This is a genomic window from Porticoccus litoralis (genome assembly GCF_030676955.1).
Classification (GTDB): domain Bacteria; phylum Pseudomonadota; class Gammaproteobacteria; order Pseudomonadales; family Porticoccaceae; genus Porticoccus; species Porticoccus litoralis.
The window spans coordinates 65,338-82,542 of the sequence record NZ_JAUUUU010000002.1 but is presented as its reverse complement, the minus strand read 5'-3'; the positions used below and the strand labels follow the sequence as shown (position 1 = coordinate 82,542).

Here is a 17,205-nt window from a genome sequence, read left to right as displayed (position 1 = left end):
TGAACACTATGAAGTTCTCTACATAGATCAAGCTGTTCGTCAGCCCCTATTTTATCGAGTTATTTATTCATTCAGAGGAATACAACAATGATAAAAGTCAGTGTGATGTACCCCAACAGCGCAGAAGCGACCTTCGATATTGATTATTACTGCAATACTCACGTGCCACTGGTGGTATCTCTGCTGGGCGATGCCCTGAAAGCTGGCGCGGTTGATCATGGCATTGCCGGTGGTGCGCCAGGAGATGCCCCTGCGTTTATTGCCATGGGGCACCTGACCTTTGATTCCGTAGACGCATTCCAGCAATCATTTGGCCCTCACGCTGAAGAGATTCTGGGAGATCTTCCCAATTTCACTAACGTGCAGCCCACTATCCAGATCAGCGAAATCAAGATCTAATCCTGCGGCATGGGGCGGGATGTGTAAAATACACTGATCATCTCCCCTTAGGATCTCGCCCCCATGCACAACTGGTTTGTCATCCACTTGGGCGACGCCCTCTTAGCTGGTCCCGATTTTGATGACCTGCAACTTGAGCTGACAGAAATATATGAACAGGCAGGAAAACCGGCAGACATGGCTGCCTTCTATCGCCATGAAACGTCTGCCAGCCTGTTTTGCAGCGTATCTGTTTACCTCAGCCCCGCCTTTTCTGCGCATGCAGAAGCACTGTACGCCACCCCTTGCCCGAAACCGGAATCCTTCGGATTGACTTTTTTTGCCGGTTCCACTGACCTAGAGATCAACTAACCACCGACTTTCTTTCCCACAAGAAGTCATACTGTCCTGTATTACCCCATTGCAGATACGCTCGCTCAACGCGATAGTTAAACCATATCGCGACATAAACGAGTGAGTTTGAGGCTAAACCATGAAGATTGATGTCTGGTTCGACTTTGCGAGCACCTATTCATACCCGGCTGTGATGAGAATCGGGGAGCTGGCCACCAACCAAGGAATCGACATCAACTGGCGCGCCTTTCTGCTCGGCCCAATTTTTAACCAGCAGGGCTGGACCGACTCGCCTTTTAATATCTACCCCGCCAAGGGTGCCTATATGTGGCGCGACCTGGAACGCCTTTGTAGCGACTTACAGCTACCCTATCAAAAACCCACCGCTTTCCCCCGCAATGGGCTGTTAGCCGCCCGCATTACCTGTTTCTTTGCCGATGAGCCATGGATAGCCGACTTTGTCCGAGCAGTCTTTCGCGCCAATTTCGCCCGGGATGAAGATATTGCCTTGCCCGAAGTTATCTCCACCTGTCTGCTGGAAGCGGGCCAGGATGCCGAGAATATTCTAGTAGCTGCGAACTCACCGGAAGCCAAGCAGGCATTACGCGAGCAAACGGAAAGAGCCCGCCAAATGGGACTCTTTGGCGCGCCTTTTTTTGTTGTTGGTAACGAACAGTTCTGGGGGAATGACCGACTGGAGCGCGCTCTGGAATGGGCCCAGGGGCAGAGGATTAGCTAACGACACACGGTTTTTTGTTGACAGAACCAGCAAGGCTAGGTGTATATGTATGTGTAGCAGTTTGTCGTCGTATGACTGCCATAACCAACAACAATAAGAGGTACCACTATGCCCTTTTCCAGTGATCACCTGGATGAACTCAACCTGCTTAGCCTGTTTGATACTCACTCGCTACAGAACGGCATCAAGGTCCACAGCCACGAAGCCCCAACGTCAATGGTTGAGGCCGCCCGCAGACTTTATAAAAAGGGACTGATTACCCAGGTGGATGGTGGCTATCTCACCGATCTGGGTTTTGAGGCCATGGAACACGCCCTAAAGCTTCTGGGCATTCTTTCCACACAACCCACCATGGATATCCACTAGCATGTCTTTAGCCATGAACTGCTTTACTGATGTTTTTGAGCTTTAGAACAATCGCCTTCCTAGTTGGTCAAATATTTGATCGCCAACTGGGAGGCGGTAAAGCAGATCAGAAAAAAAATGATCATCGAAAGAATGCCGGCCGCAATAACGGACTTGGGATTGCTTTCCAACAAATCTGTGGCTCTTTTCAACCCTTTACCGCGCTGTAGCTGAAAGACCAGGCAGAAGGCTTGGGCAATGATCTCAAAAAAGCCAAGATTTTTGTTGTTGGTCTCTTCCGGAACGGTTTTGAAAACGGGATGCGCATCGTAGTCGAGCTTTTCAGGTTCAGGTTTTTCTACCATGAAGGCTTTTCTCCAAAAAAATAAACACCCTTATTCTTCACTCAGAGCTCATTGATTCGAACTCGTCTTCTGACAAGGGGGCGAAGGAATAGTTTAAATTTTAACCAATAAAATCGAATCTTATTAGAAAGTAAGTACTCACATTCCAGCACCGCTCTGGACGGCACTACCAATGGAGTCTTGAATCGGCCCCAATGGATTTTTACGTGTTTCGAACTCATCAATAATCGGCATACCGCTCCAGATCTTGTACACCACAATATCGTGGTCTATGACCACCAGTGCATTGAAGTTCCAGCCCGTACGGATGCGCTCGCGCTTGAATTTCAGCAAATCCAGAAACACATTACCCACGCGCTTACTGGAGCTCACCTGCGGTGTAGCCTGATAAGCCAGGCATTCTTCGCGGGCCTTGATACAGTCCCGCACACTGGGAGGCAGATCATCAGGTTTTACGGAGTCGTTGGGGCTGAACACCTGGATGATGTCGAGGTAGGACAAAATCCTCACATTAGGCGCGCTGTAGGGGTCAAATCCCAGCTGCTGGAGATCCAGTGTGGTGGTCTCATGAAGGGTAATACTGTCGTAGGCAGCCTTTGCCTCTTCAAAGGTGTTCCACTGGGACTGGGTTTTGGCTTCACCTTTGGGAAGAGAGCTCCCACAGCCAACCAATATCAGTGGCAACGTGCATATCAAACCCAGGCTCAGATGACGAAAAAACTTGATTCTTATCATGAACTTCCAACCATAGATACAGGGCTCATCATTACATCAAAGCAAATCCCCCGTCCAGTACGAACATTTCAAAACCCCTGTTATTTCGCACTGTAAGGCCCACAAAGATCAATCAGCCAGTAGTAATACAACTTCAGCACAGATATGAGCCCGATCGGTTATCAAGCCCAACTCCCGCAGCCAGAGCCAACATGTACTCACAGCATCCCCAGAAAGAGATTCTATGAATCCAGAAAAGGTCAAGTGAAAAATCTCTGAAGACACCCCAGGTTCAGCCCCCATCGACCAATTAGTCGCAAAAAAATATAAGCAAAGATGCATGGCATTAACATGCAGTTATATTAGAATATTTTTATATCATATTTAGGATTTATTTAATACATTTTAAAAATAATAAAAAATATATTAGCAACTACATTTTTATCATAATAAGTTATTTGTTATTAACCCCTACCAACTCGGAGTGAAAGTAGATTTTACATACCACAGAGAGCACCAGCATTAATCCATATAAAACAAAACGATAGGCAAGAAAATGGCGTTATTTTTTGGCCTTAAAATTGCCCTTTTTTTACCCCATAAAAAGGGCTGTAAATTACATATAAATCAAACATCTAAGATAAATTTTAAAAAGGTTATTTGGACAAAAATCATTAATCTGGTCAAAAAAATCACCACAAATAATATTGAATAAATATTTATCTTGGATTGATACTCTGAGCCCTAACGCTGGCTTATCAGGTTGTTTGTGAAGTTAAAGGGTCTGCTGGCAGTCAGTTCACGCAAGTGTCTGATGAGGACGACGCGATACCCACCATCAAGGGTCATCGCAAGGCAGCCCTAAAACAGCGTCAAGCTGCCTGTTAAAAAAGCTGTTAGAGATAAAAAAACTAAGAGTGAGCAATCTCTCAAGATCGATATAAGCAAGGAGACGGGTATGTCTAGATTTGAACTAAACAAAAGCGACGACGGTAAATTTAACTTTTCTTTGAAAGGCGATAACGGAGAAACCTTGCTAGTAAACAGCAAGCCATACTTCTCCAAGGGTTCTGCGATGAGTGACATCAGCAGTATTCGCAACAATTGCGAATACGAAGATCGTTACGAGCGGAAAGAAGCCAATGGCAAGTACTTCTTTAATCTTCAAGCAGCAAATCATGCTGTACTTGGGGTAAGTGAAGAATACCCCAATGAACAGATGCTGGAAGATGCCATTGCTCTAGCCAAGTCGCAAGGCACCACAGGCGATATTCAGGCATCCGCCTGATATCCCTGACAGAGGTCCAAGGCCCGGGGATGTCCCGGGTCCAGGGGCTTCTGGTCGCATGACTTTGTAGAAGGCACTTTCCTGCCATTTTTTTACTTCCCTGCAAAAGGGGCTGTGTTTGTTTGTCTCATCCAAACCGCTGCACCGAACCACGTCCTACTTTCTACACTTTGAGCCTCGTGCTTAAACCATCCACAGAACTCTGATCCGGTACTTGCTGTATCTGGTATACACTGATGGAAATTCAATGGGATACCTGGCATGAAAAAGCTGCTTCTGATGTTTGCTGCGGGCTGCATAGGTGGATTTGCTAACAGCCTTACCGTCTGGCTGTTTGGTGATATTGGAATTTCCCAGCTTATGGGTGTTGCTATCGCCCCCGGCCTTTCTCCGCAATGGCTCTACCCCCGGATTGTCTGGGGTGGACTGTGGGGCCTTCTGTTCGTCATGCCCTTCATGTCCTCTAAGATCTTCTGGAAAGGGTCACTTCTTAGCCTGGCACCCACTGCCGTTCAGCTGTTCATCGTGTTTCCCTTAAAAGCCCACAAGGGTATAGCAGGCCTTGAACTCGGTCTGCTTACGCCATTACTGGTGGTCTTTTTTAACTGGATCTGGGGCGTGGCCACCGCAGCAACACTCAAGCTTGCAAAATAATTTTCGTCTACAGTCAAATTACAGAATAATAAGCTGGCTGAAATTGACCCCGGAATAAAGATATGGGGGTTTGCCAAGACACACCACGCCATTTTCGAGGTGCACCATGCAGGACAAGATTAATCGCCAGGTCATTTTGACCAGCCGACCCAGCGATATACCCCAAGCCGATAATTTTTCCATCGACACATCTGATATACCAACCATTACTGAAGGGGAGGTCCTGGTTCGCAACATCTACCTCTCTGTGGAACCGGCCATGCGTGGCTGGGTAAGTGCAGTGGCCAATTATTCGGAACCGGTGCCACTGGGCGGGGTGATGCGCGCCCTGACAGTGGGAAAGGTTATTGAGTCCCGCCACCCGGATTATGGTGTTGGAGATATCGTTACCGGCATGTTTGGCTGGCAGGATTATGCTGCAGTAGACGGTGACAAGGTGCAGCGCAGGGTGGAAACCAACGGTTTGCCGATCTCAACGGCATTGGGAATACTGGGCATCAATGGTGTGACAGCCTATTTTGGCCTGATGGATATCGGGCAACCAAAACAGGGAGAGACCGTGGTTGTTTCCACGGCTGCGGGGGCCGTCGGCTCCTGTGTTGGGCAGCTGGCCAAACTGCAGGGCTGCCAAACCGTGGGCATAACTGGCGGACCGGAAAAAGTTGCACTGTGTCACGAGGCTTTTCAGTACGATCATGCCATCGACTACCGCAGCGAAGATGTGGATGCGGCGCTGACCACCGCCTGCCCCAACGGTGTTGATGTCTATTTTGATAATACCTGCGGCCCGATCAGCGATGCTGTGATGAAGCATATTAATGTAGGTGCACGCATTGTGCTGTGTGGCACGGCCTCTATAACCAATTGGGACCCAATCCCAATGGGCCCCCGCGTCCAACGCCAGCTACTGGTCAAACGGGCGCGCATGCAGGGATTTCTTGTGTTCGACTATAACGACCGCTACGGCGAAGCCATCTCCGCCCTGACGCCACTGATCAAGGCCGACAAGCTACGCTATCGCGAGGACGTTCTGGAAGGTATCGACCAAGCACCAGATGCTATCGCCAGCCTCTACCGTGGAGATAATCTGGGCAAGCGGCTGATTCGCATCGCCAACGAATCGGAATAAGCTGCGCGGACCCATTACTTTTCTGCAACCTGTGAACGACGTTATAGTGGCCGCTCTGAGGCCACCTACACAATAATTCCAATACAGGGAAGACATGATGAAACTCGAATCACTGGCACTGCACTGCGGCTATGAGTCTGAACCGACAACAAAAGCGGCCGCCGTTCCCATTTATCAGACCACCTCTTATACCTTTGACGATACCCAGCACGGTGCGGATCTGTTCGACTTGAAGGTCCAAGGTAATATTTATACCCGAATCATGAACCCCACCACCGCGGTGCTGGAGCAACGCATGGCAGCCATGGAAGGGGGCATTGGTGCCCTAGCCGTGGCATCCGGAATGGCCGCCATCACCTACAGTATTCAGTGCCTCTGTACTGTGGGGGACAATATCGTCAGCACCAGCCAGCTCTATGGCGGCACCTATAATCTGTTCGCCCACAGCTTGCCTAACCAGGGAATTGAAGCGCGCATGGTTGCCCACGACGATTTCTCCGGCTTTGAACAGGCCATTGATGACCGCACCAAAGCCATTTTCTGTGAATCCATTGGCAACCCTGCAGGCAACATCGTCGACATTGAGAAACTGGCAGAAATTGCCCATCGCGCAGGCATCCCCCTGATTGTCGACAACACCGTGGCAACCCCTTTTCTGTGCCGACCCTTTGAGCTCGGTGCTGACATCGTGGTGCACTCCCTGACCAAGTACATCGGTGGTCACGGGACCTCCATTGGCGGCATTATCATCGACTCCGGAAAATTCGACTGGGCCGCCCACAAGGAACGCTTTCCTATTTTCAGCCAGCCCGACCCCTCCTACCACGGCGTGGTCTATACCGATGCATTGGGTCCGGCAGCATATATCGGCCGCTGTCGGGTGGTCCCGCTGCGCAATACCGGCGCAGCGCTGTCTCCGATGAACACCTTCCTGATTCTGCAGGGCCTGGAAACACTTGGCCTGCGCATGGAACGTCATTGTGCGAATGCAGAGCAGGTCGCCCGCTATCTCAAAGCTCATCCGAAAGTCAGCTGGGTAAACTATGCCGCCCTGGAAGACAGCCCCTATCAGGCAACCTGTCAGAAGATTACCGGCGGCAAGGCATCGGGCATTCTCAGCTTCGGCATTGTTGGCGGTCGTGAGGCAGGTGCCCAGTTTATTGATGCACTACAGATGATTCTGAGACTGGTTAATATCGGTGACGCCAAATCGCTGGCCTGCCACCCTGCCACCACCACTCATCGGCAGCTCAATGAGGAAGAGCTGAAAAAGGCTGGTGTCAGTAGCGACCTGGTACGAATTTCTGTGGGCATTGAAAATATAGAAGACATCATTAGTGATATCTCACAGGCCCTTGATGCTGTCAAGTAGCGGTTTTTCCTAGTAAAAAATGCCCTGGCGATTGGCGGGCGGACGCCTGTAGGGTATCGTAGGGCTATACCCTACCGACTATTTGGATAAGCACTAAATATGCCCGCCTCCTACCTAACGGACATCATTGCCCTTTTGGTTGCCGCCGTTATTGCCGTACCTCTTGCCCAAACCCTGAGACTGGGTGCTGTCCCCGGTTTCCTGCTGGCCGGGGTCATCGTAGGCCCCTCCGGTTTTGGACTAATCAGCAACATCAGTGACATCAGCCACTTGTCAGAAATCGGGGTGGTGTTCTTGCTCTTTGTGATCGGCATCGAACTCAAACCTTCTCTGCTATGGAAGATGCGACGACTGGTGTTTGGGCTGGGCTCTCTTCAGATTTTGATCACCGGACTGATCTTCACTGCACTGGCGTATTTCCTGTTCGATGTCAGCGCCAATGCCGCCATTCTGATAGGCCCAACCCTGGCGTTATCCTCCACAGCTTTTGTTATTCAACTGCTGGTAAGCCAGAAAATGGTGACATCTACCTATGGCCGATCCTCCCTCGCAGTATTGCTGATGCAGGATCTGGCAGTCGTGCCATTACTGGCACTGGTGCCCCTGCTGTCAGCCCCTGAGCTGACCATCGACAACAGTATCTGGCTGACGCTGATCGAATCCGTTTCCATTGTGGTTATGGTGGTCTTCCTGGGGCGATTTTTCCTGCACCCGATTCTCCATCGCGTGGCGCTTTCAGGTAGCCCGGAAGTTTTTACCGCATCGGCCGTGCTGATTGTCATGGGCACGGCACTGGCCACCGAGCACGCCGGCCTCTCCATGGCCATGGGTGCTTTCCTGGCAGGTATGCTGATTTCCGATTCGTTTTATCGCCACCAGGTCATTGCCGAAATACAGCCTTTCCGCGGACTGCTGCTGGGCTTGTTCTTTATGTCCATGGGCATGTCACTGAACCTCCAGCTGCTAATCGATAAGCCACTACTCACCTTTGCCCTGTTGGCCCTACTGATTGCCATCAAGGTTATCGCTCTGTTCCCCATCAACTATTTCTTCGGACTGAAAACCAAAAATAGCCTGGCGGTGGCACTGCTCCTGGCTCAGAGCGGTGAATTTTCTCTGGTACTGTTCTCCTTGGCTAACCAGTCCAACCTCATACCAACCCCACTCTTCCAGCAACTATTGCTAGTGGTTCTACTTAGCATGCTCGTCACACCGCTGCTGGCCAGATGGGCAGAGTCGCTGGCCAGAAAACCGGAACAGGAAGTGGATACCACATCCCAGGACATCACCGAAGCCCCTATAGTGCTGGCGGGGTACGGCCGGGTCGGGCATACCATTGGAGAAATCCTCACCCTGTCGGACAAACCTTTTGTGGCACTGGATGGCGACGCAGCCATCGTGGGGCGAGAGCGCGCCAACGGTCACCCTGTGTATTTTGGCGATGTGCGCAAACCGGAAGTGTTGAAATCAGCGGGGGCCAGTGATGCCAAGGTGATCATTGTTACTATCAATGACCCAGAAGCAACGGAAGAAATCATTACCTCCCTGCGCAAGACCTACCCGGACAAGCAGGTCTATGCCCGCGGCCATAACCTGTCCCAGTGTCAGGTTCTTAGCCAGCTGGGGGCCACTGGCGTGGTATCAGAAAATATTGAAGCCAGCCTGGAGTTGGCCCGAATGGCACTGAGCGGACTGGGCGAGAAGGAGGAAGATCTGACACGAACCATTGAAGACTTCCGCCACACTTGCCATAGGCGTATTGCCAACGCCAGCCCCATGGAATCCGAGGATGAAACCAAAGTTTCAGGATGATAAGACCCTATCAGCGGCAGGGTCACGGGAAATCATTGCTTTCTGGCAAAAAAGGTCTATAGTTCCCACTGCTTGAAAGTAAGCTCTATCTTTATGTACCACTTCGACGCGCCTTTCAGATCGTCGTCCTGTTTTTCATAATTACCAGCAATACTTCCAGCACCACCGCCCTTGACCGGGCATATCTTTATTTATTAAGAATTTACAGGATTACATTATGTCTACAGTAACTGGCACCGTTAAGTGGTTTAACGAATCTAAAGGCTTTGGCTTCATTCAACGTGAGTCTGGCCCCGATGTTTTTGCACACTACAGCGCAATCTCCAGCTCCGGGTTTCGCACCCTGAACGAAGGTCAACGCGTTGAATTTACCGTCACCCAAGGCCAAAAAGGCCCTCAGGCGGAAAACATCGTCGTTATCGACTAATATTTGCTGCCGCTCAGGCGGACTGCAAATACATAAAAGGGCAAGGTATCACTACCTTGCCCTTTTTATTTATGCTTCTATGCTTGTGATACCAACAGATTCCACTAGGAGATAATAATGAGCGATACACTCAACTTTGACGGTGTGAAAAAAGTTAACTGGAAAGATGTTGAGCCTGTGGAGCTACTCCCTGGCATCACGGAAAGAATGCTCTGGGAAGGCGAAAACGGTAAACGTGCCGCCGTCTATGAGTTTGCACCCGGCGCGGAATTTCCTGGCATAGATCTACATGAAAGCGGACCCGAACAGATCTTCGTGATTTCCGGCGTATTTGAAGGCGGCAAGGAAGACTACCGGGAAGGCGACTTTATTCACCAACCCAAAAATTCCTCCCACGCTCCGAAATCTCATACCGGGTGCACCCTGCTGGTCATGTACCCTGAGGGATAACCTCAACACACCTCCCTCTCGTAGCGATTGGCCGAATCAACGCCATACTGCGGGACAACCTGTCCCACACATGGAGTTTTTATGTCATCGCTACGCGTACGCTATCAAACCATTGAATTTGGCAAGGTGGACATTCACCTGCGAACCCTGAGAGACAATCAGGAATTCCAGGACAAAGATGGCGAGGCCGAAAAGCTGGGGATTTCTTCCGCCAGCTGGCCACTGTTTGGGGTTGTCTGGGATGCCGGCAAAGTGCTGGCTCACCACATGTGTGATTACGACATCACGGGCAAGCGGATTCTCGAAGTGGGTTGTGGGATTGGGCTGACCAGCCTGCTGTTGAATCACCGCCTGGCAGATATTACCGCCACCGATTACCACCCGGAAGCTGGCAACTTTCTTAAGGAGAATGTCGACCTCAACAATGGTTCAGACATCCCTTTCGAGCGGACCGGTTGGGCTGATACTGATGATGGCCTGGGATTATTTGACCTGATTATCGGGAGCGACCTTCTGTATGAACGTGAACATGTCGCACTGCTGTCTGAGTTCATCCACCAGCACGCTCAACCCAGCTGCCAGGTGGTTATTGTTGACCCAGGCCGGGGACACCATGCGCCTTTCAGCAAAAAAATGGCAACCTTCGGTTTTGATCACCAACAACATCAACCGCCTGAGACAGATTACCTATCACAGCCGTTTCGCGGCCAGATCATTGAATACCATCGCTGACACGCTGCTCTTGCTGCTGCCCTTGAACTACAAATCCAGTTCCGAGAGTCCTGGATGGTTAACAGGCCTCGGGCCCTGCGGCCATTTAAACTTTCTGTCCTCCTCCGCAATCGGTACGTCATTAATGCTGGCATGACGAGCCATCATTAAACCGTTTTCGTCAAACGCCCAGTTTTCATTCCCGTAGGAGCGAAACCAGTTACCTACCTCATCATGCCACTCATAGGCAAAACGCACGGCGATATGATTACCATCGTAGGCCCAAATTTCCTTGATCAGCCGGTAATCCATCTCCTTCTGCCACTTGCGCTCAAGGAAACTGACAATGTCGGCCCGCCCGGTAATAAACTCTGAGCGATTACGCCAGCGGGAGTCTTCTGTATACGCCAAAGAAACCGCTTCAGGGTTTTTACTGTTCCAGGCATCCTCCGCCTTGCGCACCTTCAGCACAGCATCGTCATAGCTGAAGGGCGGTAACGGTGGACGAACAGATTCAGACACCTCTGGCTACCAGCTTTTGTAAGGCAGAAATTTGCCATTCATGGTGAGCAACACCCGATCCCCCTTGGGGTCTTCAATCTTGTCCACCTCCATGGAAAAGTCGATGGCGCTCATAATGCCATCACCAAATTTTTCCTGGATCACTTCTTTCAGGGTATCGCCGTAGACTCCGACAATTTCATACAGTCGATAGATAAGAGGGTCTGTAGGAACAGCCTGCTCCCAAACTTTGGTGGGGAAGGCCTCCAGTGCCTTGGCCACATCCGGGCCAAGCCCGAGATATTCCGCAATCGCAGCGGCTTTGTCCGGGGGCGCGCTGTTCATCCCGAGGCAGGCGGAAGTCAGCCATACCGGGGACATGCCCAGATCACTGGCCATGCTTTCCCAGCTCAGATCCTTGGCCAGTTTCACGCCTACAATGGTTTCGGTCATGGTTAGTTTGTCCATGGGAACTCCTGTTATTAAATGGCGGCCCGATAGGCCGCAGGCTGTGGTTGTTCATCGGAAGAATTGCCCTCGTTGGCCGGATCGACCTGGCGTGTGCTACCACCGCCCCCACCATTGGAGCCGGAAAGTTCACCAGAACGTTTAACCAGGAAATTCACCAGATAATTGCGAATCTTGTAATAGCCGGGATCATCGATAATGGTGCCCCGATCCCGCGGCCTCGGCAGGCTGATCTTGACGGACTCCGCCACGTGGGCACTCGGACCGTTCGTCATCAGTAACACCCTGTCAGCAAGCAGTATGGCCTCGTCCACATCGTGGGTGATCATGAACACCGTCTGTTGGGTCTCACTCCAGATCTTGATCAGTTCATCCTGAATCATGCCCCGTGTCAGAGCATCCAGAGCCCCAAAGGGTTCGTCGAGCAATAACAGCTTGGGGCTGGTGGCAAAGGCGCGGGCGATGCTGACCCGCTGACGCATACCCCCGGAGAGCTCTGAAGGTTTTTGGTGCAGCGACTTGGACAATCCCACCATGGACAGAAACCGGCTGCTGTGGGCTTCCACTTCACTGCGACTCCATTGTGGCCAGCGGGCTTTCACCCCGAAGCTCACATTTTGCAAAGCGGTCAACCAGGGCAGCAGGCTGTAATTCTGAAACACGACACCACGGTCCAGGCTGGGGCCGGTGGCTTCTTTGCCGTCCATAATCACAGTTCCGGAAGACGGTATTTCCAACCCGGCCATGACGTTCAGAATGGTCGACTTACCACAACCGGAATGGCCGATAATGCAGACAAACTCACCCTTGTCGATTCCGATATTGACGTCTTCAAAGACAATCAGGTCCCTGGCTTTTGAGGGATATACCTTGGAAAGCCCTTCAACACTGACAAAATGGCTGCTCATGTTCTACTCCTCGTATTGCACAAGTTTCGCCACGGCAGCCAGTGACATATCCAGCAACATACCGACGACACCGATCATCAGGATGGAAAAAATCACGCTGTTGAGATCGAGGTTATTCCACTCGTTCCAGACGTAATATCCGATCCCGGTACCACCCACAAGCATCTCTGCAGCCACGATCACCAGCCAGGCAATACCGATGGAAATACGCATCCCCGTCAGGATGGTGGGTGCTGCCGCTGGCAGAATTACCAGAAAGGCTGTCTTTATCTGGCTCAGCTCATGGGTTCTGGCCACCTTGATCCAGTCGTTTCTGACATTGGCCACACCAAAGGCGGTGTTGATCAGCATCGGCCAGATGGAACAGATAAAGATTACAAAGATCGCTGAGCGCTCGGAGTCCTTGATAATAAACAGTGCCAGGGGCATCCAGGCCAACGGCGAAATGGGCCGGAGCACCTGGATAAAAGGATTAAGGGCCTTGTACATCAACGGGGACATGCCAATCACAAACCCCAGAGGAATGGCGACAAGCGCTGCCATCAGGTAACCGGTCAACACCCGAAATATCGAGTAGGCCAACTGGATACCAATGCCCTTGTCATTGGGCCCCGCATCGTAGAAGGGATTGCTCAACTCGTTCCAGGCATGGCCCAGAACCTGTGAAGGCGGCGGCACCCGCGCCTCCTGATCGGCACCGCCCATTAACAGCTCATATTCCGACATCGCCTCCGTGGCCTTGGGGGGCTGGTTGAGTACTTCCCAAACCCCCAGCAAAAGAGCCAGCAGCACCACCGACAACAGCATTGCTCTCACATTGAGTGAAGCCATGTCACTACCTCTTGATGGGGAAGCTGTTGATGTATTCTTCGGGCTTGGTGTAGTCGAACGTCTTACCCATGATGGTGTAATTTTCATAGGTTTTTGAGGGCGGGGTGTAACCCAGCTCTTTCATTACCTTGCCCGTTTCCGAGGCCACATACACCTGCTCGGCAATGCCGTTGTAATCGATATCACCACTGATATAACCCCAGCGTTTCATCTGCGTAAGAATCCACACAGCCATGGAGTGCCAGGGGAAGGGGTCGAAGTCGATGCGGTCGGGCACATCAAAGACCTTCTTCTCAATGCCATCCACATAACGACCGGTGAGTACCTGCTTAACCACAATCTCCGGCTGGTTGAGGTAGTTTTTTGGGGAGATCGCCTTGGCAATTTCTTCCCGGTTTTCCGCTTTGGCTGAATAGTGCGTAGCGTCAACGATGGCCTTGAACAGCGCCGCGTAGGTATTTGGCATTTCCGTGGCGAACTTCTGGCTGCAGGCGAAGGCACAACAGGGGTGACCTTCCCAGATATCCTTGGTGAGAATATGCAGGAAGCCAACTTTTTCAAAAACTGCCCGCTGGTTGAATGGGTCCGGTGACAGGTAGCCATCAAGATTACCCGCTTTCAGGTTCGCCACCATTTCTGGCGGTGGTACCACACGAATCTGGATATCCTTGTCCGGGTCGAGACCATGCTCTGCCACGTAATAGCGCAATAGGAAGTTGTGCATGGAGTAATCAAACGGAACACCAAATTTGAAGCCCTTCCAGTCTTTGGGGTCGCGCTTGTCGATGTGCTTGTTGTGTAAAACAATCGCCTGACCATTAATATTTTCAACGGCGGGCATAATGTAAGGGGTCGCTGTCGATCCGGCACCAATGGACATTGCCAATGGCATGGGCGTCAGCATATGGGACGCGTCATATTCACCATTGAGTGATTTATCCCTGGCAACCGCCCAGCCTGCGGTCTTGATCACATCCACGTCCAGGCCGTACTTGGCATAAAAACCCATGGGCTGGGCCATGATGATCGGGGTGGCACAGGTAATGGGAACAAAACCCACTTTCAGCTTGGTTTTTTCCAGCGGCCCCATGGACTCCTTCACAGCGGCCTTCACCTGATCCATGGGGATCAGGCTACCCAGTGCAGCGGCCAGCGTACCGCCGCCAACCATTCGAATGAAATTGCGCCGGCTGGTATCGTTGTGACCAAACACCCCCCGCACGATGGCACTTTCGATAACGCGATCCATCAGGTCTTCAGAGCTATTAAATGTCTCCTGCCCAACAGCTGCCCGGGGAGCGTGAGATTCACCCGCCTCTGCCTGCTGTTCCAGCAGTGCCTGGCGCTGATAATCTGTCAGCCCATTCGGCGAGGACACCTCGGCCTTACAGACCGAACAAGAACAATCACTGGTATGGACCAGGCTATTGCCGCCGTCATAGGGATTACCCAAACTTTTGCTGCTCATGATTCACTATCCTCTTGGCTCTGCTTGATGTTGCACACTGCTGGTGCAGGCTTGACGTAAATAAAGCCCCGTCCCTATCCGCTCTCTTTGCTGTCCTCACTCCATTGGGGGCTTTCAGCGCGGCACTCAGCAATCTGGAGAAAACACTTATTAGCTATCGCAACTTTGGTGCCAACTCAGGCGACAGCAATCAACCTACTGATTTTTGGTGAAAAATCAGTCGATTTGCCTAAGGATAAAAATAACGAAAAAGCGTTATTTACGATTTTTCATACTAATGAAAACGAATATTCGTAATAACTGGCTTGAAACTTGAATACTAGAAGCAACACCTGTGCTCAAGTGCCCGCTATGTATTCAGATCGTTTTTTCAATGATTCCGCCACCGCACAATTGGTGATCGACCCCTATGGAGACCAGATCGTTTGCGCCAACCTCGAGGCCTGCCGATTACTGCGTATGGATATGCTGGAAATCCAGAGCACTCGTCCCAGCCAACTGTTTTCACCCAATCTGCCGGGGCTGATGGTATTCACCCAGGAACTCCTGGAAAAACACCGCGGCTGGAGCGACCTCCTGCTTATACAGACGATATCGGGAGAGGCGCGACTGGAAGTCAGCGCACGCTGCTCCAACGCATCGGGGACCACCTTGCTCTATTTCAGCCTGTTGAATTCGGAGGAAATGGACCAACTGCGTGAACGCTCCAGCGCCGAACGCCACTACCTTTCCGGCATTGGTCACTGGAACAGGGTGTCTCAGGTCTTTCAGGAATTTGAGCGTGAAAATCAGCTGCTACTCGATGCAGCAGGTGACGGCATTTACGGTGTCGATGCCCACGGCAGTACCACCTTCGTGAACCCGGCCGCCGAGCGCATTCTCGGCTACACCGCGGACGAGTTGGCCGGACGCAATATGCACAGTATGGTGCACCACTCACATCTAGACGGCAGTCATTTCAAAGTGGATGAATGCCCCATATTTGAAGCCTTCCGCGACGGCGCAGTCCACCAGGTGGAAAATGATGTGTTCTGGAGCAAGTCGGGAAAGCCCATCGACGTGGAGTACACCAGCACTCCCATCCAGGACAACGGCTTTACGGTCGGTGCCGTGGTCATTTTCCGGGATATTTCACAGAAAAAAGCCGACAAGAAACGTCTGCTGGAAGCCCTGGCGGAAGTGGAAACCCTGAAAAACCAGCTGGAACTGGAAAACGCCTACCTTCAGGAAGAAATTAACTCGGAATTCAACCACCACCAGATTATCGGCAAAAGCGCCGCCATTCAGCACATTCTTCAGAAAATCGAACTGGTTGCCCCCACTGACTCCACCGTACTGATCAGTGGCGAATCCGGCACCGGCAAAGAGTTGATTGCCCGCGCCATTCACGAAATCAGCCAGCGCTCAAACCGTTCGCTGATCCGTGTGAATTGTGCTGCAATCCCCGAGGACCTGTTCGAAAGCGAGTTTTTCGGTCATACCAAGGGGGCATTTACCGGGGCAACCAGCGACAGACCCGGTCGCTTTGAACTGGCCAATGGCGGCACCCTGTTTCTCGATGAAGTCGGCGAAATCCCCCTGCATCTGCAGGGAAAGTTGTTGAGGGTGCTCCAGGAACAACAGTTTGAACGGGTCGGCGAATCCCGCACCCGTCACGTGGATGTGCGCATCATTACGGCGACCAATCGCAACCTGAAGGAGCTGGTGCAACAGGGACAGTTTCGGGAAGACCTGTACTTCCGTCTTAATGTTTTCCCCATTGAGTCGGTTCCCCTTCGGGAACGTCGGGATGATATCCCCATGCTCACACAGCACTTCTTGCAGAAAAGCTGCACCCGGGCCAACAAACCCGGGCTGAAAATCCCCCTGAGCGAATTGGAAAAACTCAAACACTACCTCTGGCCGGGGAATATTCGCGAACTGGAAAATGTCATTGAACGGCAGGTGATTCTGGCTCAGGGAGCAGCTCTTAAGTTCGACGGACTGGCCGGGACTGAGTCAGCCCATAGCGACAGAATAGCTGGCACATCACCGTCCGACATTCTCACACACCGGGACCTTCGGCAGCAGGATCGTCGCAACCTGTTGATGGCCCTGGAGCGCTGCCACGGCAAGGTCTCAGGCAGTGGCGGCGCCGCTGAACTCCTTGGCATAAAACCCACCACACTGGCCTCCCGTATCAAGAAATATCGCATCGACCCAAGACAGTTCAAACCCCAGCGACTGTGAACAGATCAAAGAGCAACATTGCCATCAATCGCCTGCCTACCTGACAATGGGCCACTGATGTT

General features: G+C 51.6%; 20 protein-coding genes. 13 read left to right on the top strand and 7 right to left on the bottom strand.

The genetic code is table 11. From position 1 onward, the window contains the following. The first annotated feature begins 87 nt into the window (after positions 1 to 87). From Q8A57_RS04665 to Q8A57_RS04650, 4 genes are all read left to right on the top strand, one after another. Positions 88 to 399, top strand: coding sequence for an EthD family reductase (locus tag Q8A57_RS04665; RefSeq protein ID WP_305169822.1), 312 nt, complete (start codon positions 88 to 90; stop codon positions 397 to 399). A gap of 63 nt (positions 400 to 462) precedes the next feature. After that, positions 463 to 750: a hypothetical protein gene (locus tag Q8A57_RS04660; protein WP_305169821.1), complete on the top strand. Its 288-nt coding sequence runs from the start codon at positions 463 to 465 to the stop codon at positions 748 to 750. A gap of 121 nt (positions 751 to 871) precedes the next feature. Next, complete coding sequence (locus Q8A57_RS04655) at positions 872 to 1,471, top strand: 2-hydroxychromene-2-carboxylate isomerase (protein WP_305169820.1); 600 nt, start codon at positions 872 to 874, stop codon at positions 1,469 to 1,471. 108 nt (positions 1,472 to 1,579) lie between these two features. Next, on the top strand, positions 1,580 to 1,837 hold the full coding sequence (locus tag Q8A57_RS04650; RefSeq protein WP_305169819.1) for a TIGR02647 family protein: 258 nt from the start codon (positions 1,580 to 1,582) through the stop codon (positions 1,835 to 1,837). Between the two features lie 59 nt (positions 1,838 to 1,896). Here the strand turns inward: Q8A57_RS04650 and Q8A57_RS04645 are convergent, their stop codons facing one another. Beyond that, on the bottom strand, positions 1,897 to 2,181 hold the full coding sequence (locus tag Q8A57_RS04645) for a hypothetical protein (RefSeq protein ID WP_305169818.1): 285 nt from the start codon (positions 2,179 to 2,181) through the stop codon (positions 1,897 to 1,899). A gap of 138 nt (positions 2,182 to 2,319) precedes the next feature. After that, the gene (locus Q8A57_RS04640; protein ID WP_305169817.1) at positions 2,320 to 2,916 is read right to left on the bottom strand and encodes a hypothetical protein; all 597 of its coding nucleotides are present in this window, start codon (positions 2,914 to 2,916) and stop codon (positions 2,320 to 2,322) included. A gap of 937 nt (positions 2,917 to 3,853) precedes the next feature. Between Q8A57_RS04640 and Q8A57_RS04635 the strand changes: the two genes are divergently transcribed. The 8 genes from Q8A57_RS04635 to Q8A57_RS04600 all read left to right on the top strand — a co-directional run bounded on the left by Q8A57_RS04635 (position 3,854) and on the right by Q8A57_RS04600 (position 10,759). Beyond that, positions 3,854 to 4,183, top strand: coding sequence for a YegP family protein (locus Q8A57_RS04635; protein ID WP_305169816.1), 330 nt, complete (start codon positions 3,854 to 3,856; stop codon positions 4,181 to 4,183). Between the two features lie 261 nt (positions 4,184 to 4,444). Continuing rightward, positions 4,445 to 4,837 carry a hypothetical protein gene (locus Q8A57_RS04630; protein ID WP_305169815.1) on the top strand — a complete coding sequence of 131 codons (393 nt, stop codon included), beginning with the start codon at positions 4,445 to 4,447 and terminating at the stop codon, positions 4,835 to 4,837. A 106-nt stretch (positions 4,838 to 4,943) separates the two neighbouring features. After that, positions 4,944 to 5,966 (top strand): NADP-dependent oxidoreductase, encoded by a 1,023-nt coding sequence (locus tag Q8A57_RS04625; protein ID WP_305169814.1) that lies wholly within the window; start codon positions 4,944 to 4,946, stop codon positions 5,964 to 5,966. A 97-nt stretch (positions 5,967 to 6,063) separates the two neighbouring features. Then, a complete protein-coding gene (locus Q8A57_RS04620) occupies positions 6,064 to 7,338 on the top strand; it encodes an O-acetylhomoserine aminocarboxypropyltransferase/cysteine synthase family protein (RefSeq protein ID WP_305170150.1) in 1,275 nt (424 codons plus the stop codon). Between the two features lie 99 nt (positions 7,339 to 7,437). Next, positions 7,438 to 9,150 (top strand): monovalent cation:proton antiporter-2 (CPA2) family protein, encoded by a 1,713-nt coding sequence (locus Q8A57_RS04615; protein ID WP_305169813.1) that lies wholly within the window; start codon positions 7,438 to 7,440, stop codon positions 9,148 to 9,150. 217 nt (positions 9,151 to 9,367) lie between these two features. Then, positions 9,368 to 9,577 carry a cold-shock protein gene (locus Q8A57_RS04610; RefSeq protein ID WP_305169812.1) on the top strand — a complete coding sequence of 70 codons (210 nt, stop codon included), beginning with the start codon at positions 9,368 to 9,370 and terminating at the stop codon, positions 9,575 to 9,577. Between the two features lie 117 nt (positions 9,578 to 9,694). Beyond that, positions 9,695 to 10,027 (top strand): cupin domain-containing protein, encoded by a 333-nt coding sequence (locus Q8A57_RS04605; RefSeq protein ID WP_305169811.1) that lies wholly within the window; start codon positions 9,695 to 9,697, stop codon positions 10,025 to 10,027. Positions 10,028 to 10,108: 81 nt separating this feature from the next. After that, a complete protein-coding gene (locus Q8A57_RS04600; protein WP_305169810.1) occupies positions 10,109 to 10,759 on the top strand; it encodes a class I SAM-dependent methyltransferase in 651 nt (216 codons plus the stop codon). A gap of 27 nt (positions 10,760 to 10,786) precedes the next feature. Here Q8A57_RS04600 and Q8A57_RS04595 read toward each other — a convergent pair whose 3' ends face one another. Genes Q8A57_RS04595 through Q8A57_RS04575 form a run of 5 tightly spaced genes read right to left on the bottom strand, consistent with a single transcriptional unit; the run spans position 10,787 to position 14,914 of the window. Continuing rightward, positions 10,787 to 11,260, bottom strand: a complete 474-nt coding sequence (locus tag Q8A57_RS04595) for a nuclear transport factor 2 family protein (RefSeq protein ID WP_305169809.1) — start codon at positions 11,258 to 11,260, stop codon at positions 10,787 to 10,789. Positions 11,261 to 11,266: 6 nt separating this feature from the next. Beyond that, on the bottom strand, positions 11,267 to 11,707 hold the full coding sequence (cynS, locus tag Q8A57_RS04590) for a cyanase (RefSeq protein WP_305169808.1): 441 nt from the start codon (positions 11,705 to 11,707) through the stop codon (positions 11,267 to 11,269). Positions 11,708 to 11,721: 14 nt separating this feature from the next. Continuing rightward, positions 11,722 to 12,615 carry an ABC transporter ATP-binding protein gene (locus Q8A57_RS04585; RefSeq protein WP_305169807.1) on the bottom strand — a complete coding sequence of 298 codons (894 nt, stop codon included), beginning with the start codon at positions 12,613 to 12,615 and terminating at the stop codon, positions 11,722 to 11,724. A gap of 3 nt (positions 12,616 to 12,618) precedes the next feature. After that, a complete protein-coding gene (gene ntrB / locus Q8A57_RS04580) occupies positions 12,619 to 13,446 on the bottom strand; it encodes a nitrate ABC transporter permease (protein WP_305169806.1) in 828 nt (275 codons plus the stop codon). Between the two features lie 4 nt (positions 13,447 to 13,450). Then, positions 13,451 to 14,914: a CmpA/NrtA family ABC transporter substrate-binding protein gene (locus Q8A57_RS04575; protein WP_305169805.1), complete on the bottom strand. Its 1,464-nt coding sequence runs from the start codon at positions 14,912 to 14,914 to the stop codon at positions 13,451 to 13,453. 351 nt (positions 14,915 to 15,265) lie between these two features. Here Q8A57_RS04575 and Q8A57_RS04570 point away from each other — a divergent pair, with 351 nt between their 5' ends. Then, positions 15,266 to 17,143 (top strand): sigma 54-interacting transcriptional regulator, encoded by a 1,878-nt coding sequence (locus Q8A57_RS04570; protein ID WP_305169804.1) that lies wholly within the window; start codon positions 15,266 to 15,268, stop codon positions 17,141 to 17,143. Positions 17,144 to 17,205 lie beyond the last annotated feature (62 nt).